Source organism: Arthrobacter sp. UYP4 (assembly GCF_057291175.1).
In genome coordinates this window covers 925,891-948,342 of the sequence record NZ_JBXAVU010000001.1, presented here as the reverse complement: position 1 = coordinate 948,342, position 22,452 = coordinate 925,891, and the positions used below count along the sequence as shown (strand labels likewise).

Here is a 22,452-nt window from a genome sequence, read left to right as displayed (position 1 = left end):
CGCCGTAACGGACGACGATAGGCAATCAGTGCGCGGAAAGACAGCAGTACCGATCATCGTGGCAGGGCTCCTGCTGATGCTCCTCGGCATCGGGCAGCGGACCGTGTGGGCCCCCGCCGAGACCGTGACCGCGAGTCTCGCGCAGGATGCCCAGGCGGCGCCCGTGACGGTGATCGAGTCCGGCGCGCGCGGTGGGACGAGCGGACCCGTGGAGGTCACCGTGGAGGCGGACGGCCCCTTCACCCTCGCCGTCGGCCGTGCCTCCGACGTCGAGGCGTGGGTGGGGGCGGCCGCCCACCTGAGCGTCACGGACATCAGCGAGGAGACGCTGACCTCGGAGTACTCCGACGGTGAGGCGAGCGTGCCCGATCCCAGTGGCAGCGACCTCTGGGTCAGCGAGGAGCCCGGCGACGGCACGCTGACCTACCGCTGGAGCGAACCGGCGGAAGGCGACTGGTCCATCCTGCTCGCGGCCGACGGCCAGAATCCTGCGCCGAGCCAGGTCTCGGTCACGCGACCCAATGACGAGTCCACGCCCTTCGCCCTGCCGCTGGTCATCGGCGGAGCGCTCGTCACCGTCCTCGGCATCGCGCTCCTGTTCATCGCACCGCGGAGTCGGGGCGACCGCGGGACCGACGCGGCCGAGGGCACCCGGGCCTACGCCCGCAGGCACGCACAGGCCGGCAAGGGGGGCGCGACGGCCACCATGGCCGCGCCGGGTCCCGTCCTGATCGTCACGGGCCTGGTCGGTGCCGGATCGCTCTTTGGCATCGCGCCGGGGATGGCGACGACGATGCCGTCGCCCTCGGTCACCCCGTCCTCCACGTCCACCGCCTCCCCGACCGCGGCTGCCACCGGCGCGCCGTCGGCCGGCAGCGAGGCCAGCGGGCCGCCGGTCGTCGTCGAGAGCCAGCTCGAACGCATCCTCGATGCCGTCGCCTCGGCCGTGTCCGACGCCGATGCCGCCGCCGACGCAACACTCCTCGCACCCCGGGTCGCCGGTGCTGCGCTGGACCTGCGCACCGGTTCCTACGCCGTCCGCGCCAAGGACCAGAACGCTGCCGCTCCCGCGCCCGTCGCCGCCGACCCGGTCCTGCTGGACATGATCCCGACCGGCGCCGAATGGCCCCGGACGATCGTCGCGCTGACGCAGGGCGACGACAACGCGGTGCCGCAGGCCCTGCTGCTCGTGCAGGACACGCCCCGCGACAACTACAGGCTGACCTCCGCGGTCCAGATGCTCCCGGGCAGCACCTTCCCGTCGCCGCCGGCGCCGGGCGCGGCCGGCCCGATCCCGCTCGACGCGTCCGGGCCACTCGCGGTCGCGCCGCAGGGTGCCGTCGCCTCGATCGCCGACTTCCTCACGACCCCTGCGGGTGCCAATGCCGGCACTTTCGAGGAGAACTCCTTCGCGGAGGCGATCACGGGTTTCCAGGCCGGCGTCGTGGCGGACCCGGGCAACACGGCCGCGAACATCACCTTCACGCACCAGTCCCAGGCGGACCGCACCCAGGCGCTGCTGACGGGCGACGGCGGGGCGATGGTGTTCGGGTACCTCACCCACACCTACTCCAGCGTGCCCAAGGCCGCCGGTGACACGATCGACCTCACAGGCACGGTGTACCAGTCCCTGACCGGCACCGACACCAGCGAGAAGGGGATCGACGTCAACTACGGCGAGGCCGTCATGATGTACGTACCACCCGCAGGCAGCGACGATAGGATCCGGGTCATCGGCGCCGCCCAGCAGTTGCTGTCCGCCACGCTCCGCTGAGCCGAACCGGCAGGAAGCGACCCGGGTCCCACCACCAGCAGTCAGAGAAAGGCAGAGCATTGTCCACACCAGCACAGCGCGGCGGGATGCCGCCGTCGAGCATGAACCTGCGGGGAGCGGTGGACCTGTCCGCGCTCAAGGCACGCGCCGACGCCGCCGCACGCCCTGCAGCGGCGCGGCAGGCGTCCGCGGCGCCCAGCCCGTACATCGTCGAGGTGACGGAGCAGACGTTCCCGCAGCTGGTGCAGCTCTCGTCCCAGGTGCCCGTGGTGGTGAACCTCCGGGCCACCTGGAGCGAGCAGTCCAACCAGGTGACGGCCGTCCTCGAAGCCGCGGCCGTGGAGTTCGACGGACGGATCCTCCTGGCCAATGTGGACCTCCAGGCGCAGCCGCAGATCGCCCAGGCGTTCCAGGCCCAGGGCGCTCCCACCGTCGTCGCCGTGGTCAAGGGACAGCCGGTACCCCTGTTCGAGGGGGTCCTGCCCGACCCCCAGATCCGTGCGTACCTCGACGAGCTCATGAAGGTCGCCGAGGCCAATGGCGTGACCGGAACGCTCAACGACGGTTCCCAGCCCGGTCCTGCCGACGCGGAGGAGCCGCCGCTGCCGCCGCTGCACCAGGCGGCCTTCGACGCCATCGAGGCGGGCGACTATCCGGCTGCCGCGGCGGCCTACCGCCGGGCGCTCGCCGAGCAGCCGGCCGACGCCGACGCCAAGGCCGGGCTCGCTCAGGTGGAACTGATGCAGCGCGTCCAGGACCTCGACGCCGCGGACGTGCGGCAGCGCGGGGCCGACGAGCCGGACGCGGTCGACGCCCAGCTCGCCGTCGCCGATCTGGACATCACGGGTGGCCATGTCGAGGACGCGTTCAACCGCGTCATCGCCTTCATCGGACGCACCGCAGGCGAGGACAAGGAAGCGGCGCGCAAGCGCCTGCTCGAGCTGTTCGACGTCGTGGGCGTCACCGACCCGCGCGTGACCAAGGCCCGCGCGGCGTTGGCCCGCGCCCTGTTCTAGGCGTCGTCCGGGCCCTGTCCCGATCCACACGTTCCGACCCAGTTCCCGATCCCGAGGATGGCATGACCTCTCCAGCTGCAGCGGCCGGTACCTCCGGCCTCTTCGACCCCATCTCGCTCCGATCCCTCGACCTCGCGCACCGCGGCTGGGTCGCGGCCATGTGCCAGTACTCCTGCGATCCCGCCGTCGCGGCCGGCGTGCCGACCGACTGGCACCTCGTGCACCTCGGCCAGTTCGCGACGGGCGGTGCAGCGCTGATCATCACGGAAGCCGCGGCCGTCAGCCCCGAGGGGATGATCAGCCCCCGCGACGCCGGCATCTACACGCGCGAGCAGGCCGAGGCGTGGCGCCGCATCAACGACTTCATCCACGAGCACAGCGCCGTCGGGACCAAGACCGCCGTGCAGCTCGCCCATGCGGGCCGCAAGGCGTCGACCTACTGGCCGTTCAGCGGCAGGAACGGCTCGGTGCCGGAATCGGAGGGCGGCTGGCAGACGCTCGCTCCCACCGACGAGGCGTTCGGCAGGTACGCGGCGCCGCGCGCCATGACCGAGCACGATATCGAGAAGGTCGTCCGCGACTTCGGAGCGGCCGCCGCACTCGCCGTCGACGCCGGCTTCGACGCCCTCGAGATCCACGCAGCCCACGGCTACCTGCTGCACCAGTTCCTCTCGCCCCTGGTGAACACCCGGACGGACGGCTGGGGTGGCTCGGAGGAGGCACGTTTCCGGCTGACCCTCGACGTGATCCGCGAGGTCCGCCGCACCGTTCCGGAGACCATGCCACTCCTGCTGCGCATCTCGGCGTCCGACTGGACCGAGGGCGGGCTCGACGGCGCCACCTCCGCACGGCTCGCGAAGCGGGCTGCCGAGGAGGGCGTGGACTTCGTCGACGTCTCGTCCGGTGGCGCGGTACCGTCGGCGTCCATCCCGGTCGGGCCGGGTTACCAGGTCGCCCTCGCGGAGGAGGTGCGCACCTCCGGCGTGCCCACCGGTGCGGTCGGGATGATCAGCGAGCCGGCCCAGGCGGACGAGATCATCCGGAACGCGCGTGCCGACGTCGTCCTGATCGCGCGGGCGGCGCTGCGGGATCCGCACTGGTGGATGCGGGCGGCCCACGAGCTCGGCCAGGACCTGGTGCCGGCTCCCCAGTACGAACGCGCGGGATCGTTCTGACGGGCGTGCCTTCTCCTCCTTTGGGATGACGAGAGGCGCGAGGGCGCGTTGCTAGCGTGGAAGCATGAGTTCCCTTGTGCCACCACCGTCCGACGAGAACAATCCCGAGGCGAAGGCCGGCACGGCTGCGTTGAGCATCCGCGGACTGGCCAAGCGCTTCGGCGAGAAGATCGCGGTCAACGGTGTCGATCTCGAGGTGCCACCGGGTTCGTTCTACGGGCTCGTGGGACCGAACGGTGCCGGCAAGACCACCACCCTGTCGATGGCGACGGGCCTGCTGCGTCCCGACTTCGGGCAGGCCCTCGTCCACGGTGTGGATGTGTGGGCACAGCCCCTCGAGGCCAAGAAGTTGATGGGCATCCTGCCCGACGGCGTGCGGCTCTTCGACCGGTTGACCGGCGAGCAGCTCGTCACCTACGCCGGGTTGCTGCGCGGCATGGACCGCGAGACCGTCATGGAGCGGACGGGGGACCTGCTGCGCGCCCTCGACCTCACCGGTGACGCAGGAACGCTCGTGGTGGACTACTCGGCGGGCATGACGAAGAAGATCGCGCTGGCGTCGGCGCTCATCCACGCCCCGAAACTGCTGGTGCTCGATGAGCCCTTCGAGTCCGTCGATCCCGTCTCGGCGGCGAACATCCGTGACATCCTCGCGGGCTATGTCCGGTCCGGCGGTTCGGTCATCGTCTCGAGCCACGTCATGGACCTCGTGCAGCGCATGTGCGACCACGTCGCCGTCATCGCCGCGGGCACCGTCCTCGCCGCAGGGACGGTGGACGAGGTCCGCGGAGAGGCGACGCTCGAGGAGCGCTTCGTCGAACTGGTCGGGGGACGCAACACGTCGGAAGGGCTGTCGTGGTTGCGGACCTCCTGAAGCTGAAACTCCTCCTGCTGCGCAATTCGTTCAAGCGGAGCACCGCGCAGCTGATCGGCGTGATCCTGGGTGGCCTGTACGGTCTGGGCCTGCTGTCCGTCATCGTGGTCGGGCTCGTGCTCCTGGGCACCGCGGACATCTCCCTCATCCGCACGATCCTCGTGATCGGCGGATCGGCGGCGGTGCTCGGCTGGATCATCATCCCGATCGCAGCGACCGGCATCGACATGACGCTCGATCCGGCGAGGTTCGTGACGTTCGCGATCCCGATGCGGCAACTGCTGGCCGGTCTCGTCCTCGGCGGGCTGCTGGGTATCCCCGGAGTGGTGACGCTCATCGCCGCACTGGCGCAGGTGGCCACCTGGATCCGTTACCCCGCCGCCGCCCTCACCGCGCTGGTCTGTGGCCTTGTGGCCGTCCTGCTGTGCGTCGTCGCGTCGCGCCTCGTGACGACGGCCGTGTCCTCCATGACGGGGTCGCGCCGTTTCAAGGACGTGAACGGCATCGTGGCGTTCATCCCGCTGATCTTCCTCGGACCGATCATCGGGGGAGTGACGGCCGGATTCCAGAATTCGCCCGGCTTCGCCGCGTCCCTCGCCGACGTCCTCGCCTGGACTCCACTGGGCGCCCTGTGGGCGGCCCCGGCCGATGTCGCCGCGGGGGAGCCCGGGCTGGCCGTCGTACGCTTCCTGATCGGTGCGGCGACCCTGGTGCTGTTCCTGGTGCTATGGAGCCGCAGCCTCGGTCACGCCCTCGTCACTCCTCCCTACAACGCGGTCACCAAACGAGCGGGTGGCAACCTCGGCTGGCTCGGCCGGTTCCCGTCGACGCCCGCAGGTGCCATCGCTGCCCGGGCCCTGACCTACTGGCTGCGGGACCCGCGGTATTTCGCCTCGCTCATCGTCATCCCGTTCATCGCCGTCCTGCTCTACTTCTCCGGAGGGGCATCGGGCGGCGGGTTCGCCTTCCTCGGACCCATCACCGCGTTCCTGCTGGCCTGGTCCATCTCCGCCGACATCTCGTACGACAACACGGCCTTCAGCCTGCACCTCTCCACGGGGGTGAGCGGGCGCGATGACCGTCTGGGCCGGGCGGCGGCCCTGCTGGTCTTCGCGCTGCCCATCACTCTGGTGTTCACGGTGGTGCCGCCGCTCATCACGGGGCGTGCCGAGGACCTGCCGGTCCTGTTCGGCCTGTCGATCGGACTGCTGCTCACGGGGACGGGACTGGCCAGCGTCGTGTCGGCCCGGTACACCTACAACGTGCCGCTGCCCGGCGAGAGCGCCTTCAAGACGCCGCCGGGGACAAATTTCACGATGTTCGCCGTGCAGTTCATCGGCTGGTTCGTGATGCTGCTGCTCGCGTTGCCCGAGATCGTCCTGGCCATCGTGTACTTCGTCACGGGAGACGCGCTGTTCGGCTGGCTGACCCTGGTCATCGGATCGGTGCTCGGCGTGATCCTGCTCGTCGTAGGCATCCGCTCCGGAGGTCGATGGTACGACCGCAGGGCTCCGGAACTGCTGCTGTCGGTGTCCGCCAACCGGTAAGTGCTGATCTCCCCGGCCGGCTCGGAGCATCCTGAGCGGAGGCCGTACGGCTGGCGAGGGTTGCTCCGGGAGTCGGAACTTCCAAGGATTTGGTCTGTGCATAACCTGTAGCTGCCCGATGGCTCGGGGCTATGCTAGGGCGATTCCGGGTAGGTGACCGACTTCGATGGGGGCGTGCCGTGTTCTCTGTGGGTGCAAGGAGCCGGGAGCGGGGAACGCCGGCGCTGGCGGGAGTGGTCATCGCGGTGATGCTGCTGACGGGATGCCAGGGCGACGGCGATCCCTCAGCTGAACAGACGACTGCCAAGGCGTCATCGCCGGCAGCACCCACCACGGGTGCGCCAACCGCCACAGCTCCGGTGACCCCAGAGCCGTCGCCAGCGTCGTCGGCCGGTCCTGCTGCCAATGTCCCGGTCCCCGTCAAGCCTGCTCTTGCGGACGAGAACTCGAAGGACGGTCTGGAGGCCTTCACCAAGTACTGGTTCGAGTTGCTCAGCTATTCATATGTGACCAATGACTGGACCCTATTCGATAAGGAAACCGACCCGGGGTGCCGCACCTGTGCGAGTATTCGATCTTCGGTGGTAGAGCTTTATGGCCAAGGCCGCTGGGTTCGCGGAGCGGAGGTCGAAGTTATCTCCTTTGATACTGCCTTCGAAGTAACCACTAGTGGTTCCATCACCGCCTACGTAAGTAATCAACAATCAGAAATCGAGTATTTTGAGACGGACGGCTCGGTAATTAGGTCTGTTCCACTACAGGATCCACCCGCATTTGACGTCGTCAACGCTTTATACGATGAGGGCAGTTGGCTTATTCTTGATTATGGTGCACCGGAGGGGACGTCGTAATGCGGGGGGCTAGGGTGCTTATTTCCTCTTTTTTTATGCTGGCAGCAGGACTTTGGAGCGGACAAGTACCACTCGTCGCGGCTGAGTCCGACCCTTTGCCGGTCATCGAGACTTCCGGCAACAACTTTTTGAGCACAAATCACTCTAAAGAAGTTCGTCCAGGGCTGCCTCAGTCTTTAGTGCCAGATCTGCCAGAGCAAGCGGCCGAGCCGGTCGCTCTCTCTCAAGATGACGGCATTGAGTTCATCTACCAACGCGCTTGTACTGCAGGCGTTGGCGACGCGCTCAACCCTGAAACCTGTCCTACTATGAACGCCCAGTGCGATGCCCGCGACGGCGGCGTCCTCGTCAATTGGATCGAGGTGAACAACAACGCGCAGCCCGCGACCGAGACCCCTACTGGTCGCTCGTCGTGCATGTATCCGGGCGAGGTGCCCGAAGCGCCGATCGCGGGAGCCCCTGCTGCCGAGGAAGCGCCGATCGTGATCACCCTCGAGGAGTTCCAGAAGCGGCCGGTCCTGGCCGCCACGATCATCTCCCAACCCCTGAATTTCGGTCTACGGAACGCCCACTCGAACATCTACGCCGAAGCCCAGGAGCAGGAGTTCACCTTCGAGTTCCAGGACGCGACGATCGTGCTCAAGGCCCGGCCCGTGACGTATCAGTGGGACTACGGGGACGGAACGACAGCGACGACCACGACTCCCGGTGGGCCGGTGGAGGGCGACGCGTTCGATACCAGGACACCGACCAGCCACCAGTACGCGCAGACGGGCGACTTCGATCTCACACTGACCACCTACTTCGCCGGCGATTACTCGGTGGACGGAGGCCCGTTCCAGCCCGTTGCGGGCGAGGCTGCGGTGGTGTCCGCGCCACACCTGATGAGCATCTGGCGTACCAAGGGCCACAGCGTCAGTGAGAACTGCATCGAGAACCCCGCAGGTATCGGCTGCGAAGCGCCCACCCGCTGATTCGGCACGCGCAACGCGCTTCAGATGCACGACCGATGAGCAGGCACACCTCTCCTCGACATCCGCGCTAGAAGGGTGGTGGTTCGGGTTCGCTGGTGTACGTGCGGCCTGTCGGCGAGGTCGCGGTGAGGGTGCCGGCGTCGGACTGTCGGTAATGCCAGATGCCCTCGCTCTTGAGCATGTGGTGCTTGCGGCAGAGGTGGGCGAGATTGGTCTGCGTCGTGGTGCCCTGCTGGGACCAGGGTTGGGTGTGGTCGAGTTCGCATCGTGACGCCGCGACGTTGCAGCCCGGGTGCCGGCAGGTTCGATCGCGAACACGCAACCACTTCTTGAGGTCCGCGGGCACGGCGTAGGTGGTCCGACCGACACTCAGGACTGCACCCGTCTCGGGGTGCGTGAGCAACCTGGTGAAGGAGGGGGCATGGGCGGCGAGGCGCCGGGCGATGTCCGCGGGGACGGGACCGTATCCTTCGAGGTCTGCAGGTGCGTCGTCGACCCCGAGGAGTGTCAGGACCGGCACGGTGACGTTGATGGAGGCACGGACCCTGTAACCGTCTGCGTGGAGCCGGCACCCGGTACCACCGTCATGACCAAGGCCGGAGCGAGCACCTGCGCCGGTTCCGGCACCTGTGGCCGAGCCAGCCCCTGGTCCTGCTCCTGCTCCTGCTCCTGCTGGAATCGTTCCTTCCGCGGCCTCCGTGGTGGGACAGGTGCAGTCGGCGAGGAGGAGGTCGGTGAGTACGTCGGTGCGGAGCTGGGGCAGGGTGCGGTGTTCGCCGGGTGATTGCAGAGCCCGGGCGGTCGTGGTGAGGCGTGTGTCGATGGCCGCCGCGTCGGTGGCGGGAAGCTGGATGTGGAGCCAGGCCATGGCGTCGTCGGCGGGCTCGAGGTCCACGCGCCGGTGATCGACCGCGTTGCGCGCGCGGGTCTCGAGGGTAGTGGGATGGGCCTGCGTGCGGAGGCGGCGGGCCCGGTAGGACAGCCGGGGCACCGTGGTGGCGGATGCCACGGGCAGCAGGGCGTCCTCGATCCGGGCGGCAGTGCCGGCGGGCAGTCCGGCGTACTCGTGGAGGAGCGTGGTGGCGTGTGCCCAGGTGATCGTGCCGGTGCGCAATGCCGTCAGTGTCCTCGGGTGATGCTGGGCGAGGAGTGCCGCGTGCTGGACGAGGCGGTGGGCGGACCGTTCGCTGATGCGCAGCAGGCATGCGATCTCGGTCGCGGTTGCCGTATCGGCGAGGTTGGTCCGCCGCCGTCGTGAATTCCCCCGCCCATTCTCCGGGGGTAGCTTCGGGGTGGGAAAATCCTGCAGGAAACGGTCTTCGAGGAGTTCACGCAATTCATTGGCGGCGTCGACCATCTCCGCGTCGATCCGGGCTTTCTCGACGCTCAGTGAGGTGATGCGGTCGTTGATCCGCCCCATGTCCCTCAGTTGCTCCGCCGAGTTTCTCATACCGCTATTGTCGCCTCCACCACTGACAATTCGGGGAGGGAATGAACCGGTCGACGGGCTGCCGCACGAAGAATCGGATATGACAGCTGAATTGTTTCCGCGGCCGTCGACGGCGCGTCATCCCTCGCGCCCCTGCCTGTCGCCCGGCCGAGCGATAGACTGGACGCATGACGATGCCTGCAGACCCCTTCGCAAACGATCCCCTCGACGCCGGCATGGGCGGCTCCACGGCGACCATCGAACGTGAGGAAGTACGCCAGGAAGTCGAGCCCGGTGACGCAGAGCGGTTCGCGCACTACGTCCGCAAGGAGAAGATCATGGAGTCGGCCTTCACCGGCGAGCCAGTGATCGCACTCTGCGGCAAGGTGTGGACCCCAGGCCGTGACCCTGAGAAGTTCCCCGTGTGCCCCGAGTGCAAGGAGATCTACAACGGCCTCCGCCCGGGGAACGACAAGCCCGAGGGCTGAACAGGTTCCATCCAGCGCGTCCGGGAGGAAGCGTAGGCCGCGGCGTGCCCGCAGCGACGAGCGTCCACGCTCCTCACGGCCGGCCTGAGGACGGCGGGTACCAGGACCGAAGCGACACGGGCCTGACCGAAGGCGCACACGGAAACGCATCCGGACACGCAGCCGCGCCCGAACCGGAACTCGATCCCGGACACGCACCCGAGCCTGACCCGGAACTCGAGCCTGGACACGCAGCCGAGCCCGACCCGGAACTCGAGCCCGGAACTCGAGCCCGGAAGTCGAGCCCGGACACGCACCCGAGCCTGACCCGGAAGTCGAGCCCGGACACGCACCCGAGCCTGACCCGGAATTCGAGCCCGGACATGCAGCAGCGCCGGCCCCGGAATTCGAGCCCGGAACTCGATCCCGGACACGCACCCGAGCCTGACCCGGAAGTCGAGCCCGGACACGCAGCCGCGCCGGCCCCGGAAGTCGAGCCAGGACCCGACCTCCTCGATGTGCACGGACCCGAACAGAGTCCGACGACACACACGTACCCGGACACTAACCCGAACAAGCAGGACAAGGTGGCATGAAGAAGACCGCGAGCCAGGCCGCCGGAGCGATGTCGCCCGAGCTCCGCCCCCTCACCATCGGGATCCTCGCGATCATCACCTGCGCCGCCTTCGAGGCGATGGCGGTCATCACCGCCATGCCCGTGGTCGCCGATGAACTCTCGGGCGAATCGAGCTACGGGCTGGCCTTCTCGATGTACCTGACGGCGTCGCTGCTGGGCACCGTGGTGGCCGGGTCCTGGTGCGACCGCAAGGGACCGCGGCCGGCCCTCGCCGTCGGGATGTCCCTCATGATCCTCGGGCTGCTCGCAGCAGGAGCCGCCCCGGACTTCTGGCTCGTGACCGTGGGGCGGGCCGTGTCCGGCCTCGGTGGCGGATTCATGATCGTGGCGGTCTACGTCGTGATCGGCCGGTCCTTCCCGCAGCGGACCCAACCTGTCGTGTTCGGCTGGCTGGCAGCCGCGTGGGTGCTGCCGGCACTCATCGGACCGGTGGTCGCCGGCTTCGTGACGCAGCAGTTCGGGTGGCGGTGGGTGTTCCTCGGCGTCGCCCCGGTGGTGATCGCCGCCGTCGTGATCGTATGGCCCAAGACGAGGGAGCTCGGGGCCATGCCGGCGGCCGACGCCACTCCGGCGAAGGCGCGGGTGGTCCGTGGCCTTGCGCTGGCCGGCGGGGTGTTCGCCGCGCAGTGGGCGGTCGTCCGGCTCGCCGACACCGATGAGCCTGGAACCGGGACCGTGGTTGGACTCGTGGTCCTGGCGGCCGCCGGGGTGGTCGTCGCGCTCGCGGTCCTGCCTGCGCTCCTGCCCCGGGGCACCCTTGTCCTGGCCCGCGGGCTTCCCAGCATCATCGCGACGCGAGGCATCGTCAATGTGGCGTTCTTCGGGACCGAGGCCTTCATCCCCCTGATGCTCGTGAGTTCCCGCGGTATCGACCCGGGAACCGCCGGCCTGACCCTGAGCGCAGGTGCCCTCGGCTGGAGCGCCGGGTCCTTCGTGCAGGCCCGGGTCACGTTCGGTCGTCAGTGGCTGCTCGTCGCCGGTTCCTCCGTGCTGTCCCTCTCGCTCGGGGGATTCGCCCTCGCCACGGCCACGGAGGCCCCGCTCTGGGTCCTCGTCGTCGTCTGGGGGCTGTCCGGCTTCGCCATGGGGATGACCCTCTCGAGCACCTCGGTCCTGGTGCTGAAACTCTCGGCCGCCACCGAACAGGGACGTAACTCCGCGGCCCTGCAGATCTCCGACCAGCTCGGCGGTGTGGCAGGCACCGCCGGCGCGGGTGCGCTCTTCGCCCTCCTGCACGACCCGGCGGATCCAGGACACGTGCCCACCTTCGTTGCCATTTGGCTCGCTCTGTGGGTGTTCACGGCAGCAGGTATAGTTTCGGGTCTGAGAGGGGCCCGGTCATCGGATGACGGCCCCGGCCTCACCCCCAGCAAGTCAATGGAAGGTACTGTCCCGGCGTGAGTAGTGACACCCTGTTCGGTACCGGCGCAGCCCTGCCTCCCGCATATCCGGAGCGCGCAGCCTGGGGGACCGCCCCCAAGCTGCGCCAGTGGCAGAGCGAAGCGCTGGAGAAGTATTTCCGGGAGTCCCCGAGCGATTTCCTCGCCGTGGCGACCCCGGGCGCCGGCAAGACGACCTTCGCGCTCCGCGTGGCCACCGAGCTCGTCGACCGGGGCATCGTCAACCGCATCACGGTCGTCGCTCCGACCGACCACCTCAAGCGCCAGTGGGCCGACGCCGCGGCGCGGGTCGGTCTCGCGATCGACCCCAACTTCAAGAATGCCGACGGCCGCCACGGTGGCGCGTTCATCGGTGTCGCCGTGACCTACGCGCAGGTCGCCAGCAAGCCGATGCTGCACCGCGCTAAGACGGAGGCGGCCCGCACCCTTGTGATCCTCGACGAGATCCACCACGGCGGTGACGCGCTGTCCTGGGGCGACGGTATCCGGGAGGCCTTCGAGCCCGCGGCCCGACGCCTCGCGCTCACCGGGACGCCGTTCCGGTCCGACACCGCCGCGATCCCCTTCGTCGAATACGCCGAGGACCGCGACGGGATCCGCCGATCGCGCGCCGACTACACCTACGGCTACGGCCAGGCGCTCCGGGACCATGTGGTCCGGCCCGTCATGTTCATGGCGTACTCGGGCCAGATGCGCTGGCGGACGAGCGGCGGCGAGGAGATGGCGGCGTCGCTCGGCGAGGCCGCGGTCACCAAGGACATCACGGCCCAGGCCTGGCGCACGGCGCTGAACCCGGCGGGCGAATGGATCCCCGCCGTCCTCGCGGCCGCCGACAAGCGGCTCACCGAGGTGCGGCGCACCGTGCACGACGCCGGGGGCCTCGTGATCGCGACGGACCATGACGACGCGCGGGCGTACGCCGGCCAGCTGAAGAAGATCACGGGCGAGTCCCCGACGGTCATCCTGTCCGACGACGCCAAGGCCTCCTCCAAGATCGAGGAGTTCTCCGAGGGGGACAAACGCTGGATGGTCGCGGTCCGCATGGTGTCCGAGGGCGTGGACGTCCCGCGACTGGCGGTCGGCGTCTATGCCACCTCGACGGCGACGCCGCTGTTCTTCGCCCAGGCCGTCGGCCGGTACGTCCGTGCACGCCGGCGGGGCGAGACGGCGTCGATCTTCCTGCCCTCGGTGCCGAACCTCATGGCGCTGGCGAACCAGCTCGAACTCGAGCGAGACCACGCCCTCGACCGCCCCGAGAAGGACGACGAAGGCTTCGGCCTCGAGGACGGGCTGATGGAGGCCGCGAACCGCGAGGACAAGGCGTCGGACGCCCTGACCAAGCAGAAGTTCGAGGCCCTCGAGTCGCAGGCGTCCTTCGACCGCGTCCTGTTCGACGGCGGCGAGTTCGGCACGGGTGGCGAGATGGGCAGCGAGGAGGAGCTGGACTTCCTCGGGATCCCTGGCCTGCTCGACGCCGACCAGGTGGGCCAGCTGCTGCGCCAGCGCCAGCAGGAGCAGCAGTCCCGCCGGAAGGGCAGGCCGACGGCAGCTCCTGCTGCCGAGCCGATCGTCGTCGACCACCGGCAGCTCACGGAACTGCGGGGGCAGCTCGCCAAGAACGTCTCCGCCTGGGCGGCCCGGACCGGCATGCCGCACGGCCAGGTCCACACCGAGCTGCGCCGCCAGTGCGGCGGACCCGCCGTGGCGCAGGCCAACGAGGACCAGCTCCAGCGCCGACTGCAGAAGCTGCAGGACTGGTTCATCGGCAAGAAGTAGGACCGTCCCGACGAGAACGAGAACGAGAACGAGAACGAGAACGAGAACGAAGGCCGGGCTGGTCGGACCAGCCCGGCCTGTCGCGTCGAGGGCCTAGCGCGTCAATTCGACGCCGGCGGCTTCCATCTCGTCCAGCGCCTCCTCGGACCGGTCCGCGTGGACGCCCCGCGTGAGGTCCGCCAGGACCGTCACGGAGTAGCCGGCCTGCAGCGCGTCGAGGGCCGTCGCCCGGACGCAGTAGTCGGTCGCGAGGCCCGCGACGACGACGTCGTCGACCTCGTGGTCCTGCAGCCAGTCATCGAGCGTCATGGGTTCGACATCGCTGTCCTCCGCCGCGCCGCCGAGCTTCTGCTCACCCGTCGGCACCTCGTCGTCGGGCGCCTTCACGCCCTCGAAGCCCGAGTAGGCCGCCTCGAACTGTCCCTTGCGGAACACGGCGTCGATGCTCTCGGTGTCGAGGTCGCGGTGGAAGTCCGAGCCCTTCGTGTCCGCCACGCAGTGGACGGGCCAGGAGTCGATGAAGTCCGGGGTCTCCGAGAAATGGCTCCCCGGATCGATGTGCCAGTCCTGCGTGGCGACGATGTAGTCGTAGGAGCCGGCCTGCTCGTCGATGTGGTCGCTGATGTCGGCCGCCACCTGAGCACCGCCGGCGACGGCGAGCGAGCCGCCCTCGCAGAAGTCGTTCTGCACGTCCACGATGATCAGTGCGCGTGTCATGGTGCTGCCTCCTCGTACTCGGTGGGGATGACCGGTTCGCCGCGCTGCAGGCGCCGGACGGCTCCGGGCAGTTCGGCGAGCGACTGCTGGTGGCGCTCGGCGGCGCGGACCACGGCCTCGGGTCCGGTCCAGCCGGGCAGAAGGACGCCGTCGGCCACGAACTGCTGGGTGAGCGGGCGATCGTTGCCGTCGTCGGCCGGGCTGATCCCGATGCCCACCACCTCGGCCTGCGCCGTGCCGTGCCCGTCGAGGCGCCGCAGCGCGCGCTTCAGCCCGCCCACGGAGGCCTTGTTCTTGGCGGCCTTGGCCACGGACACGAAGGTGCCGTCGTCGTCCTCCCGGCTCACCAGCTTGTAGACCATGCCGGCGGTCGGCGCACCCGACCCGGTGACCAGGGACGTGCCGACCCCGTAGGAGTCGACCGGCGCCGAGGCGAGGAGGCCGATCGCGAACTCGTCCAGGTCGGACGTCACCACGATCTTGGTGTTGTGGTTGCCGAGGTCGTCGAGCAGTTCACGGACCCAGCGGGCCTGGGCGACGAGGTCGCCGGAGTCGAGGCGGACGGCGCCGAGCTCGGGACCTGCCACCTCGACGGCGGTCCGCACGCCCTGTTCGACGTCGTAGGTGTCCACGAGGAGCGAGGTGCCGCGACCGAGCGAGGCGACCTGCGCCTCGAACGCGGCACGCTCGGAATCGTGCAGCAGCGTGAAGGAGTGCGCCGCCGTGCCGACGGTGGGGAGGCCGTAGCGGCGCCCCGCCTCGAGATTGGACGTGCTGGCGAAGCCGCCGATGATCGCGGAACGCGCGCAGGCCACGGCTGCCTCCTCGTGCGTGCGCCGCGAGCCCATCTCGATGCAGGGCCGGCCCGCTGCCGCACCCGTCATGCGGGACGCCGCCGACGCGATGGCGCTGTCGTGGTTGAGGATCGAGAGGATGAGCGTCTCGAGGATGCACGCCTCGGCGAACGTCGACTCCACGGTCAGGATCGGGGAGTTCGGGAAGTACGCCTCGCCCTCCGCGTAGCCCGAGATCGAGCCCGAGAACCGGAAGCCGGCCAGCCAGGCGAGCGTGGTGTCGTCGACGATCCGGTGATCGCTCAGGAACGCGAGCTGCGCGTCGTCGAAACGGAACGTGGCCAGTTCCTCGAGCAGGCGTCCGGTCCCGGCGACGACGCCGTACCGCCGGCCCACGGGGAGTCGGCGGGCGAAGGCCTCGAACACCGAGCGGCGGTGCGCCGCCCCGGAGTGCAGCGAGGCCTGCAGCATGGTGAGTTCGTACTGGTCGGTGAAGAGCGCGCTGTTCGCCGCGTTCACCGCCGCAGGCGTCGGACCGGCGTCGGCCGGAGGATCTGTGGTCAGGGCTTTGGTCACCCACAGAACGATAGCCGGGCGTCCGCCGTGAGAGTACCCGGCCACCGGGGCCGGGTCTTCACACCTAGAATGAGGGATATGACCGTAGGCTTTGCAACCGGCACCGACACCCAGGAAGAGGTGCGGACGGCCGAGAAGACCGACCTGGACCAGCCCTGGGTGGTGGTGGTCTGGAACGACCCAGTGAACCTCATGAGCTATGTGAGCTTCGTCTTCCAGACCTACTTCGGGTACAGCGAGGCCAAGGCGCGCACGCTCATGCTGGAGGTCCACGAGCAGGGCCGTTCCGCCGTCGTCTCCGGCAGCCGGGAGAAGGTGGAGCAGGACACCGTCGCGCTCCACTCGTACGGACTGTGGGCGACCTTCGAAAAAGCCGGAAGCGAGTAGGCCCCTTGGCGAAACCGTTCAAATCGACGCGCCGCGGCATCACCGGTGCGCTGGAACCGGGCGAGGCGCGGCTCCTGGGCGCCCTGCTCGACGACGTCATCTCGATGCTGGAACCCGAGACGGGCCCCAGCGAGGACCCCCTGGCCGCCCTCGTGGGCATGTCCGGGGCGGACGCCGAGGCCACCGCACCCGACGATTCGGCCGTCCGGCGCCTGCTGCCCGACGCCGTGCGCGGCGACGACGACGAGGCGCTCGCCTTCCGGCGGCTGACCGAGCGGTCCCTGCGCGAGCAGAAGATCGGCGCGCTGCGCGGCACGGCGCTCCTGATCGAGTCGAGCCCCATGACGCTCAACGACGAGCAGGCCCGCCTCTTCGCGCAGGCACTCAACGACGTCCGCCTGGTCCTCGCCGACCGGCTCGCCATCGAGACGGAGGAGGACGCCGAGCGGCTCCATGACATCGCCGACTCGAAGGACGTCGACAACGTCGAGTCCTATCTCGCGCTGGTGTACAACTTCATCACCTGGCTGCAGGAGTCACTGGTGCAGGCGATGCTGAAGGCCGCCCGGCTCGAGCGCTGACCCGCCCGGGCCCGCCGGGGAGTCCTGTGACATACCCCACGGGTCGGCGGATAGTTTTCGGGGGCAGCACGTCATATTCTCAGAGGATCATGAGCCCAGAGCGAGCGAACACGGACCGCAGCGAAGCGCCGATCGGCATCTTCGACTCCGGCGTCGGCGGACTGACGGTCGCACGAGCCGTCATCGACCAGTTGCCCCACGAATCGATCATGTACGTCGGCGACACCGCGAACGGCCCCTACGGGCCGCTGCCGATCGCCCGGGTACGCGCCCACGCCCTCGGGGTGATGGACGAACTGGTGGACTCGGGCGTCAAGCTCCTCGTCATCGCTTGCAACTCGGCCTCGGCGGCCGTGCTCCGCGATGCGCGCGAGCGCTACACGGCCCGCTACGGCATCCCGGTGATCGAGGTCATCCAGCCCGCCGTCCGCAGGGCCGTCGCCGCCACCCGCTCGGGTCGCATCGGCGTCATCGGCACGACGGCGACCGTCGGATCGCGCGCCTACGACGACACGTTCGCGGCCGCCCCGCATCTCGAGGTGACCTCCGTGGCGTGTCCGGCGTTCGTCGAGTTCGTCGAGGCCGGCATCACCGGCGGTCCGGCCCTGCTGCGGACGGCCGAGGAGTACCTCGAGCCGCTCAAGGAGGCGGGCGTCGACACCGTCGTGCTCGGCTGCACCCACTATCCGCTGCTCACCGGCGTCATCTCCTACGTCATGGGCGACGCCGTCACCCTCGTCTCCAGCGCGGAGGAGACGGCCAAGGACGTCTACCGTGCGCTGGTCTCGCACGACCTCGAGCGGGACAGCGTGGATCCCGCCGTGCACCGCTTCATCGCGACGGGCGACGCCGGGAGCTTCGAGGTGCTGGCGCGCCGGTTCCTCGGCCCCGAGGTGCTGAGCGTGCAGCACGTGGACCACGTCGCCGCGCAGTACCCGACCGGCAGCCTCGCCCGGATCACTCCCGAGATGATCGCCGCCGCCGGCTTCCCCCGGGCATGAAACTCACCATCGTGGGGTGCAGCGGGTCCTTCCCCGGCCCGCAGTCACCGGCCTCCTGCTATCTCCTCAGCGCCGAGTGGGAGGGCCGCACCTGGCGGATCCTGCTCGACCTCGGCAACGGATCGCTCGGCGCGCTGCAGCGGTACATGGACCTGCGCGAGATCGACGCGGTGTTCCTCTCACACCTCCACCCGGACCACTGCATGGACCTGTGCGGACTCCACGTCGCCGTCCACTGGGATCCGGCGGGCTGGGGCCTGCCCCGCATCCCGGTCTGGGGGCCGGCCGCGACGGCCGATCGGATGGCGAGCGCCTACGGGCTCGAGCTCGACCCGGGCATGCACGAGGACTTCGACTTCCAGCCCTGGCAGGATCGGGACCCGGTGACCGTCGGTCCCTTCACCATCACGCCGTTCCAGGTCCTGCATCCCATCGAGGAGGCGTACGCGCTGCGCGTCGAGGTCGCGGAGACGGACGAGCACGGTGTCCTCCGCCCCCATGTCCTCACCTACTCGGGGGACACCGACGCGTGCGACGGACTGGTGGACGCCGCCCGGGACGCGGACGTCTTCCTCTGCGAGGCCGCGTTCCACGAGGGGCGCGACGACGCCATCTCCGGTGTGCACCTGACCGGTAAGCGCGCAGGGGACGTGGCGACCCGCGCGGCCGCCCGACGGCTCCTGCTCACCCACCTGCCCGTGTGGAACGACGCGAACCTGGCCGTCAGCGAGGCCCGCCAGAGCTACGACGGCCACCTCGCCGTCGCGGTCGCCGGGGTGTCCTACACCGTCTGAACCGGCAGGCAGCCGGTCGCCGGTCGACCGTCCACTGCGGCACTGCCAGCGATCTCCCATGTGCTGCCGTCTAGACTGGAAGTCATGACCCCCGCGAATTCCCCCTCCCTGCCTCCCTCCGCCGGCACCGCTGCCCCCGTGCTGCGGGCGGACGGACGGACGCCCGACCAGCTGCGCAACATCAGCATCACCCGCGGCTGGTCGAAGCAGGCCGAGGGGTCCGCGCTGATCGAGTTCGGCAACACGCGCGTGCTCTGCACGGCGTCCCTGACCAGCGGGGTGCCCCGGTGGCTCAAGGGCGAGGGCAAGGGCTGGGTGACGGCGGAGTACGCCATGCTGCCGCGCGCCACCAACACCCGCTCCGACCGCGAGTCCGTCAAGGGCAGGATCGGCGGCCGCACGCACGAGATCTCCCGGCTGATCGGACGCTCCCTGCGCTCGATCATCGACACGAAGGCGCTGGGCGAGAACACGATCGTCCTCGACTGCGACGTCCTGCAGGCCGACGGAGGCACGCGTACGGCGGCGATCACGGGCGCCTACGTCGCGCTCGCCGATGCGATCCGCTACGCGAAGGACAAGAAGCTCATCCCGGCGTCGGCCTCCCCGCTGACGGACACCGTCGCCGCGATCAGCGTCGGGATCATCGACGGCGTCCCCATGCTGGACCTCCCGTACGTCGAGGACGTGCGCGCGGAGACCGACATGAACGTCGTCGTCACCGGATCTGGCACGTTCGTCGAGGTGCAGGGCACCGCGGAGGGCGCCCCCTTCGACCGCGCCGAACTCGACGCCCTGCTCGATCTCGCGCTCCTCGGCACCGCGCAGCTCGCCCAGATCCAGCTCGACACCCTCCGGGACTCCTCCGGTGGCTGATGCACCCCGGCTCGTCCTCGCCACCCGCAACGCCGGCAAGCTTCGGGAACTACGCGAGCTGCTGCGCGGCCAGGTGCCGGGGCTCGACGTCGACACCCAGGTCGTCGACGCCGCCTCGGCGGGCGCGCCCGACGTCGTCGAGAGCGGTGTGACCTTCGAGGAGAACGCCCTGCTCAAGGCGGAGCAGACCGCGCAGGCCACCGGGCTCATCGCGGTCGCCGACGACTCGGGCCTCGCCGTCGACGTCCTCGGCGGAGCGCCCGGCATCTTCTCGGCCCGCTGGGCCGGGCGGCACGGCGACGACGCCGCGAACCTCGAACTCCTCCTGGCGCAGCTCTCCGACATCCCGGCCGACCGCAGGGGAGCGGCGTTCGTCTGCGCGGCGGCCCTCGCACGACCGGGTGCTTCCGGCGGAAGCCGTGCGGAGCGCGGAGAGCTGCGCGGCACCCTCCTGACCGCCCCCCGCGGGGCAGGTGGCTTCGGCTACGATCCGATCCTCGTGCCCGAGGGGCTCCAGCGCACCTGCGCCGAACTCGCGCCGGAGGAGAAGAACGCCATCAGCCACCGCGGCATCGCCTTCCGGGCGCTGCTGCCGCACCTCGTCGACGCCCTGTCCTGAGAGCGCCGGGCAGGACGGCAGCGCAGCACGAACCCGAGTAGACCAACCAGCACCGCACGCCGTCCGTCCAGCAGGACGGACAACGAGAGGGACGAATACCACCGTGAGCATCATCCAGACTGTCCAGGCCGTCCAGGCGACGACGGCGAGCCCCACGTCGGACGGATCGGCCCTCGGCGCAGTCACGGACTGGGCCGTGAACCTCATGGAGACCATCGGCGCGCCCGGCGCCGGGCTCGCCATCGCCCTCGAGAACCTCTTCCCTCCGCTGCCGAGCGAGGTGATCCTGCCCCTCGCCGGGTTCACCGCCAGCCGGGGCAACTTCTCGCTGTTCGAGGCGATCCTGTGGACGACCCTGGGCTCGGTGGTCGGAGCCTACGCGCTGTACGCCCTCGGCGCGTGGCTCGGCCGCGACCGCATGCGCCGCCTCGTCTCCAAGGTCCCGCTCATCGACATCGAGGACGTCGACAGGGTCGAGGACTGGTTCAACCGGCACGGGTACCGGGCCGTGTTCTTCGGCCGGATGATCCCGCTGTTCCGGAGCCTCGTCTCCATCCCGGCGGGCATCGAACGCATGCCCGTCGGCAAGTTCCTCCTGCTCACGACCGCCGGCAGCCTGATCTGGAACTCCCTCTTCGTGCTGGCCGGGTTCTACCTCGGGGAGAACTGGCACATCGTCGAGCAGTACGCGGATGTCTTCCAGAAGATCGTGATCGTCGCCGTCGTGCTGTTCGCTGTCTACTTCGTCGTCTCCAAGGTGCGCAAGCACCGCGCGGACAAGCGCGTGCAGTGACGCCGGCCCCGGGCATGGTCGACGCGACGGACCCGCTCGTGCAGGTCTGGCCGCTGTTCGGGCTGGAGATCGCCACGCCGCGCCTGGTCCTCACGCCGGTCCGGGACGAGCACCTGCCGGGGCTGGTCGACGCCGTCCTCGCCGGGATCCACGATCCCGCCGACATGCCCTTCAGCGTGCCCTGGACGGACGCGCCCCGCGACGTGCTGATCACGGAGACCGCCAAGCACCAGTGGCGCCTGCGGGCGGGCGTCTCGGCAGGGGAGTGGACCGTCAACTTCGCGGTCCTGCACGAGGGCCGCGTGATCGGCGTCCAGGACCTGGCGGCGCGCTCGTTCCCGCTGCTGCGCCGTGTCGAGACGGGATCCTGGCTCACCCGGGCCGCCCACGGCCGGGGATTCGGGACGGAGATGCGCGCCGCCGTGCTCCAGTTCGCCTTCGACCACCTCGGCGCGACGTCGGCCGTGTCGGGAGCGGCCGCGTGGAACGCCGCGTCGCTCGGCGTGTCGCGCCGGCTCGGCTACGTCCCGAACGGGACCGCGCTGGCCGAGGCCAGACGGGGAGAGGTGCAGGTGCTCCAGAACCTGCTGCTCACGCGGGAGGACTTCGTCCGGCCCGACTGGGTGGCCGAGGTCCGGGGACTGCAGGCCGCGCTGACCCTGCTCATTCCCGGGTCGCTGCGCGGGGCGGCAGGCTGAGTTCCGTCCCCGACGCGGGCGCCACGGCGGACAGGACCCGGTCGGGCGCAGGTCCTGCGAGCACCCGCGCGAGATCCGACGCCGGCCCGAACAGCCGGGCGTCGAGGCCCAGGGAGCGGGCCGCGGCGACGTTTGCCGGGGTATCATCCACGAAGGTCACGAGGCCCGGCTCCACCGCCAGCTCCGTGAGCACATGGTCGAAGACGGCCGTCGACGGCTTGACGAGGCGCAGCGACGAACTGAAGAAGCGGTGCCGGAACAGCCGGGTCCAGCGGGCGTCGCCCAGCTGGGCCACCATGGCCGCCGGCATGTTCGACAGCAGGGCGAGGCGCTCGCCCCGGCCGTCCAGGTCCTCGAGGACATCCAGGGTGTCGAGGTTCAGGTGCGACCACTGGTTGCCGTCCAGGACGTCGAGCCAGGCGGAGCGCGCGCTGCCCACGCGCCCGCCCGTGACGAGGGACCAGTAGTCCTCGGAGGTCAGCGCCCCGATGTCGTAGGCGTGGCGGTGCTGCCAGTAGGTCGACGCCTGCCCGTGCAGGCCCTCCACGCCGGTCGCCTCCGCGAGCAGCTCCCAGTCCTGCGGCGTGGGGGCGGTGGAGACCACGTTGCCGTAGTCGAAGAGGTACCACCGGCGGGAGCTGTCGATGCGGGCCATGACTCAGGGTAGGACGCCCAGCCGTCGAGAGGACCCCGCCA

Annotated in this window: 22 protein-coding genes; 18 read left to right on the top strand and 4 right to left on the bottom strand. The window is 69.7% G+C overall.

What is annotated here, in order from left to right:
• The first annotated feature begins 28 nt into the window (after nucleotides 1-28).
• The 7 genes from AC0Z9V_RS04470 to AC0Z9V_RS04440 all read left to right on the top strand — a co-directional run bounded on the left by AC0Z9V_RS04470 (nucleotide 29) and on the right by AC0Z9V_RS04440 (nucleotide 8,211).
• Nucleotides 29-1,774 (top strand): DUF8094 domain-containing protein, encoded by a 1,746-nt coding sequence (locus AC0Z9V_RS04470; RefSeq protein WP_485140853.1) that lies wholly within the window; start codon nucleotides 29-31, stop codon nucleotides 1,772-1,774.
• A gap of 59 nt (nucleotides 1,775-1,833) precedes the next feature.
• On the top strand, nucleotides 1,834-2,790 hold the full coding sequence (locus AC0Z9V_RS04465) for a co-chaperone YbbN (protein ID WP_485140852.1): 957 nt from the start codon (nucleotides 1,834-1,836) through the stop codon (nucleotides 2,788-2,790).
• A gap of 62 nt (nucleotides 2,791-2,852) precedes the next feature.
• Nucleotides 2,853-3,965 (top strand): NADH:flavin oxidoreductase/NADH oxidase, encoded by a 1,113-nt coding sequence (locus AC0Z9V_RS04460; RefSeq protein WP_485140851.1) that lies wholly within the window; start codon nucleotides 2,853-2,855, stop codon nucleotides 3,963-3,965.
• A 64-nt stretch (nucleotides 3,966-4,029) separates the two neighbouring features.
• On the top strand, nucleotides 4,030-4,839 hold the full coding sequence (locus AC0Z9V_RS04455) for an ABC transporter ATP-binding protein (protein WP_485140850.1): 810 nt from the start codon (nucleotides 4,030-4,032) through the stop codon (nucleotides 4,837-4,839).
• Nucleotides 4,821-6,386: a transporter gene (locus AC0Z9V_RS04450; protein WP_485140849.1), complete on the top strand. Its 1,566-nt coding sequence runs from the start codon at nucleotides 4,821-4,823 to the stop codon at nucleotides 6,384-6,386. The genes AC0Z9V_RS04455 and AC0Z9V_RS04450 overlap by 19 nt, the downstream gene beginning before the upstream one ends.
• Nucleotides 6,387-6,565: 179 nt before the next feature.
• Nucleotides 6,566-7,237: a DUF6318 family protein gene (locus tag AC0Z9V_RS04445; protein ID WP_485140848.1), complete on the top strand. Its 672-nt coding sequence runs from the start codon at nucleotides 6,566-6,568 to the stop codon at nucleotides 7,235-7,237.
• Nucleotides 7,238-7,545: 308 nt separating this feature from the next.
• Nucleotides 7,546-8,211, top strand: coding sequence for a PKD domain-containing protein (locus AC0Z9V_RS04440; protein ID WP_485140847.1), 666 nt, complete (start codon nucleotides 7,546-7,548; stop codon nucleotides 8,209-8,211).
• 67 nt (nucleotides 8,212-8,278) lie between these two features.
• On the opposite strand, the gene AC0Z9V_RS04435 is transcribed toward AC0Z9V_RS04440, so the two are convergent.
• Nucleotides 8,279-9,661 (bottom strand): HNH endonuclease, encoded by a 1,383-nt coding sequence (locus AC0Z9V_RS04435; protein ID WP_485140846.1) that lies wholly within the window; start codon nucleotides 9,659-9,661, stop codon nucleotides 8,279-8,281.
• A 167-nt stretch (nucleotides 9,662-9,828) separates the two neighbouring features.
• On the opposite strand from AC0Z9V_RS04435, the gene AC0Z9V_RS04430 reads away from it, so the two are divergent.
• The 3 genes from AC0Z9V_RS04430 (at nucleotide 9,829) to AC0Z9V_RS04420 (ending at nucleotide 13,920) form a co-directional block, all read left to right on the top strand.
• Nucleotides 9,829-10,128, top strand: coding sequence for a DUF3039 domain-containing protein (locus tag AC0Z9V_RS04430; protein ID WP_208741494.1), 300 nt, complete (start codon nucleotides 9,829-9,831; stop codon nucleotides 10,126-10,128).
• Between the two features lie 571 nt (nucleotides 10,129-10,699).
• Nucleotides 10,700-12,145 carry an MFS transporter gene (locus AC0Z9V_RS04425; RefSeq protein ID WP_485140845.1) on the top strand — a complete coding sequence of 482 codons (1,446 nt, stop codon included), beginning with the start codon at nucleotides 10,700-10,702 and terminating at the stop codon, nucleotides 12,143-12,145.
• Entirely contained in the window at nucleotides 12,142-13,920 is a 1,779-nt protein-coding gene (locus AC0Z9V_RS04420) for a DEAD/DEAH box helicase (RefSeq protein ID WP_133080822.1), read from the top strand. The genes AC0Z9V_RS04425 and AC0Z9V_RS04420 overlap by 4 nt, the downstream gene beginning before the upstream one ends.
• A gap of 93 nt (nucleotides 13,921-14,013) precedes the next feature.
• Here the strand turns inward: AC0Z9V_RS04420 and AC0Z9V_RS04415 are convergent, their stop codons facing one another.
• Together AC0Z9V_RS04415 and AC0Z9V_RS04410 are read right to left on the bottom strand one after the other, a co-directional pair.
• Nucleotides 14,014-14,637 carry an isochorismatase family protein gene (locus AC0Z9V_RS04415; protein ID WP_485140844.1) on the bottom strand — a complete coding sequence of 208 codons (624 nt, stop codon included), beginning with the start codon at nucleotides 14,635-14,637 and terminating at the stop codon, nucleotides 14,014-14,016.
• On the bottom strand, nucleotides 14,634-15,950 hold the full coding sequence (locus AC0Z9V_RS04410) for a nicotinate phosphoribosyltransferase (RefSeq protein ID WP_485141276.1): 1,317 nt from the start codon (nucleotides 15,948-15,950) through the stop codon (nucleotides 14,634-14,636). Before AC0Z9V_RS04410 ends, AC0Z9V_RS04415 begins: the two co-directional genes overlap by 4 nt.
• A 135-nt stretch (nucleotides 15,951-16,085) precedes the next feature.
• On the opposite strand from AC0Z9V_RS04410, the gene clpS reads away from it, so the two are divergent.
• The 8 genes from clpS (at nucleotide 16,086) to AC0Z9V_RS04370 (ending at nucleotide 21,756) form a co-directional block, all read left to right on the top strand.
• Nucleotides 16,086-16,394, top strand: coding sequence for an ATP-dependent Clp protease adapter ClpS (clpS, locus tag AC0Z9V_RS04405; RefSeq protein WP_133080820.1), 309 nt, complete (start codon nucleotides 16,086-16,088; stop codon nucleotides 16,392-16,394).
• A gap of 5 nt (nucleotides 16,395-16,399) precedes the next feature.
• On the top strand, nucleotides 16,400-16,975 hold the full coding sequence (locus AC0Z9V_RS04400; protein ID WP_133080819.1) for a DUF2017 domain-containing protein: 576 nt from the start codon (nucleotides 16,400-16,402) through the stop codon (nucleotides 16,973-16,975).
• Between the two features lie 89 nt (nucleotides 16,976-17,064).
• Entirely contained in the window at nucleotides 17,065-17,976 is a 912-nt protein-coding gene (gene murI / locus AC0Z9V_RS04395) for a glutamate racemase (protein WP_208741490.1), read from the top strand.
• Nucleotides 17,973-18,770 carry an MBL fold metallo-hydrolase gene (locus AC0Z9V_RS04390; RefSeq protein WP_485140843.1) on the top strand — a complete coding sequence of 266 codons (798 nt, stop codon included), beginning with the start codon at nucleotides 17,973-17,975 and terminating at the stop codon, nucleotides 18,768-18,770. Before murI ends, AC0Z9V_RS04390 begins: the two co-directional genes overlap by 4 nt.
• 84 nt (nucleotides 18,771-18,854) lie before the next feature.
• On the top strand, nucleotides 18,855-19,646 hold the full coding sequence (gene rph / locus AC0Z9V_RS04385; protein WP_279628602.1) for a ribonuclease PH: 792 nt from the start codon (nucleotides 18,855-18,857) through the stop codon (nucleotides 19,644-19,646).
• A complete protein-coding gene (gene rdgB / locus AC0Z9V_RS04380) occupies nucleotides 19,639-20,265 on the top strand; it encodes an RdgB/HAM1 family non-canonical purine NTP pyrophosphatase (RefSeq protein ID WP_133080815.1) in 627 nt (208 codons plus the stop codon). The genes rph and rdgB overlap by 8 nt, the downstream gene beginning before the upstream one ends.
• 112 nt (nucleotides 20,266-20,377) lie before the next feature.
• Nucleotides 20,378-21,058, top strand: coding sequence for a DedA family protein (locus AC0Z9V_RS04375; RefSeq protein WP_432206156.1), 681 nt, complete (start codon nucleotides 20,378-20,380; stop codon nucleotides 21,056-21,058).
• A gap of 14 nt (nucleotides 21,059-21,072) precedes the next feature.
• Nucleotides 21,073-21,756, top strand: a complete 684-nt coding sequence (locus AC0Z9V_RS04370; RefSeq protein ID WP_485140842.1) for a GNAT family N-acetyltransferase — start codon at nucleotides 21,073-21,075, stop codon at nucleotides 21,754-21,756.
• On the opposite strand, the gene AC0Z9V_RS04365 is transcribed toward AC0Z9V_RS04370, so the two are convergent.
• The gene (locus AC0Z9V_RS04365; RefSeq protein WP_485140841.1) at nucleotides 21,722-22,411 is read right to left on the bottom strand and encodes an HAD-IA family hydrolase; all 690 of its coding nucleotides are present in this window, start codon (nucleotides 22,409-22,411) and stop codon (nucleotides 21,722-21,724) included. The genes AC0Z9V_RS04370 and AC0Z9V_RS04365 overlap by 35 nt on opposite strands.
• Nucleotides 22,412-22,452 lie beyond the last annotated feature (41 nt).

What these genes read in the sequence shown, in the direction of transcription:
- AC0Z9V_RS04435 (WP_485140846.1), bottom strand. Translation starts at nt 9,661, where the DNA reads ATGAGAAACTCGGCGGAGCAACTGAGGGACATGGGGCGGATCAACGAC.
- clpS (WP_133080820.1), top strand. Translation starts at nt 16,086, where the DNA reads ATGACCGTAGGCTTTGCAACCGGCACCGACACCCAGGAAGAGGTGCGG.
- AC0Z9V_RS04460 (WP_485140851.1), top strand. Translation starts at nt 2,853, where the DNA reads ATGACCTCTCCAGCTGCAGCGGCCGGTACCTCCGGCCTCTTCGACCCC.
- rph (WP_279628602.1), top strand. Translation starts at nt 18,855, where the DNA reads ATGACCCCCGCGAATTCCCCCTCCCTGCCTCCCTCCGCCGGCACCGCT.
- AC0Z9V_RS04430 (WP_208741494.1), top strand. Translation starts at nt 9,829, where the DNA reads ATGACGATGCCTGCAGACCCCTTCGCAAACGATCCCCTCGACGCCGGC.
- murI (WP_208741490.1), top strand. Translation starts at nt 17,065, where the DNA reads ATGAGCCCAGAGCGAGCGAACACGGACCGCAGCGAAGCGCCGATCGGC.
- AC0Z9V_RS04370 (WP_485140842.1), top strand. Translation starts at nt 21,073, where the DNA reads ATGGTCGACGCGACGGACCCGCTCGTGCAGGTCTGGCCGCTGTTCGGG.
- AC0Z9V_RS04455 (WP_485140850.1), top strand. Translation starts at nt 4,030, where the DNA reads ATGAGTTCCCTTGTGCCACCACCGTCCGACGAGAACAATCCCGAGGCG.
- AC0Z9V_RS04425 (WP_485140845.1), top strand. Translation starts at nt 10,700, where the DNA reads ATGAAGAAGACCGCGAGCCAGGCCGCCGGAGCGATGTCGCCCGAGCTC.
- AC0Z9V_RS04390 (WP_485140843.1), top strand. Translation starts at nt 17,973, where the DNA reads ATGAAACTCACCATCGTGGGGTGCAGCGGGTCCTTCCCCGGCCCGCAG.
- AC0Z9V_RS04415 (WP_485140844.1), bottom strand. Translation starts at nt 14,637, where the DNA reads ATGACACGCGCACTGATCATCGTGGACGTGCAGAACGACTTCTGCGAG.
- AC0Z9V_RS04440 (WP_485140847.1), top strand. Translation starts at nt 7,546, where the DNA reads ATGAACGCCCAGTGCGATGCCCGCGACGGCGGCGTCCTCGTCAATTGG.
- AC0Z9V_RS04365 (WP_485140841.1), bottom strand. Translation starts at nt 22,411, where the DNA reads ATGGCCCGCATCGACAGCTCCCGCCGGTGGTACCTCTTCGACTACGGC.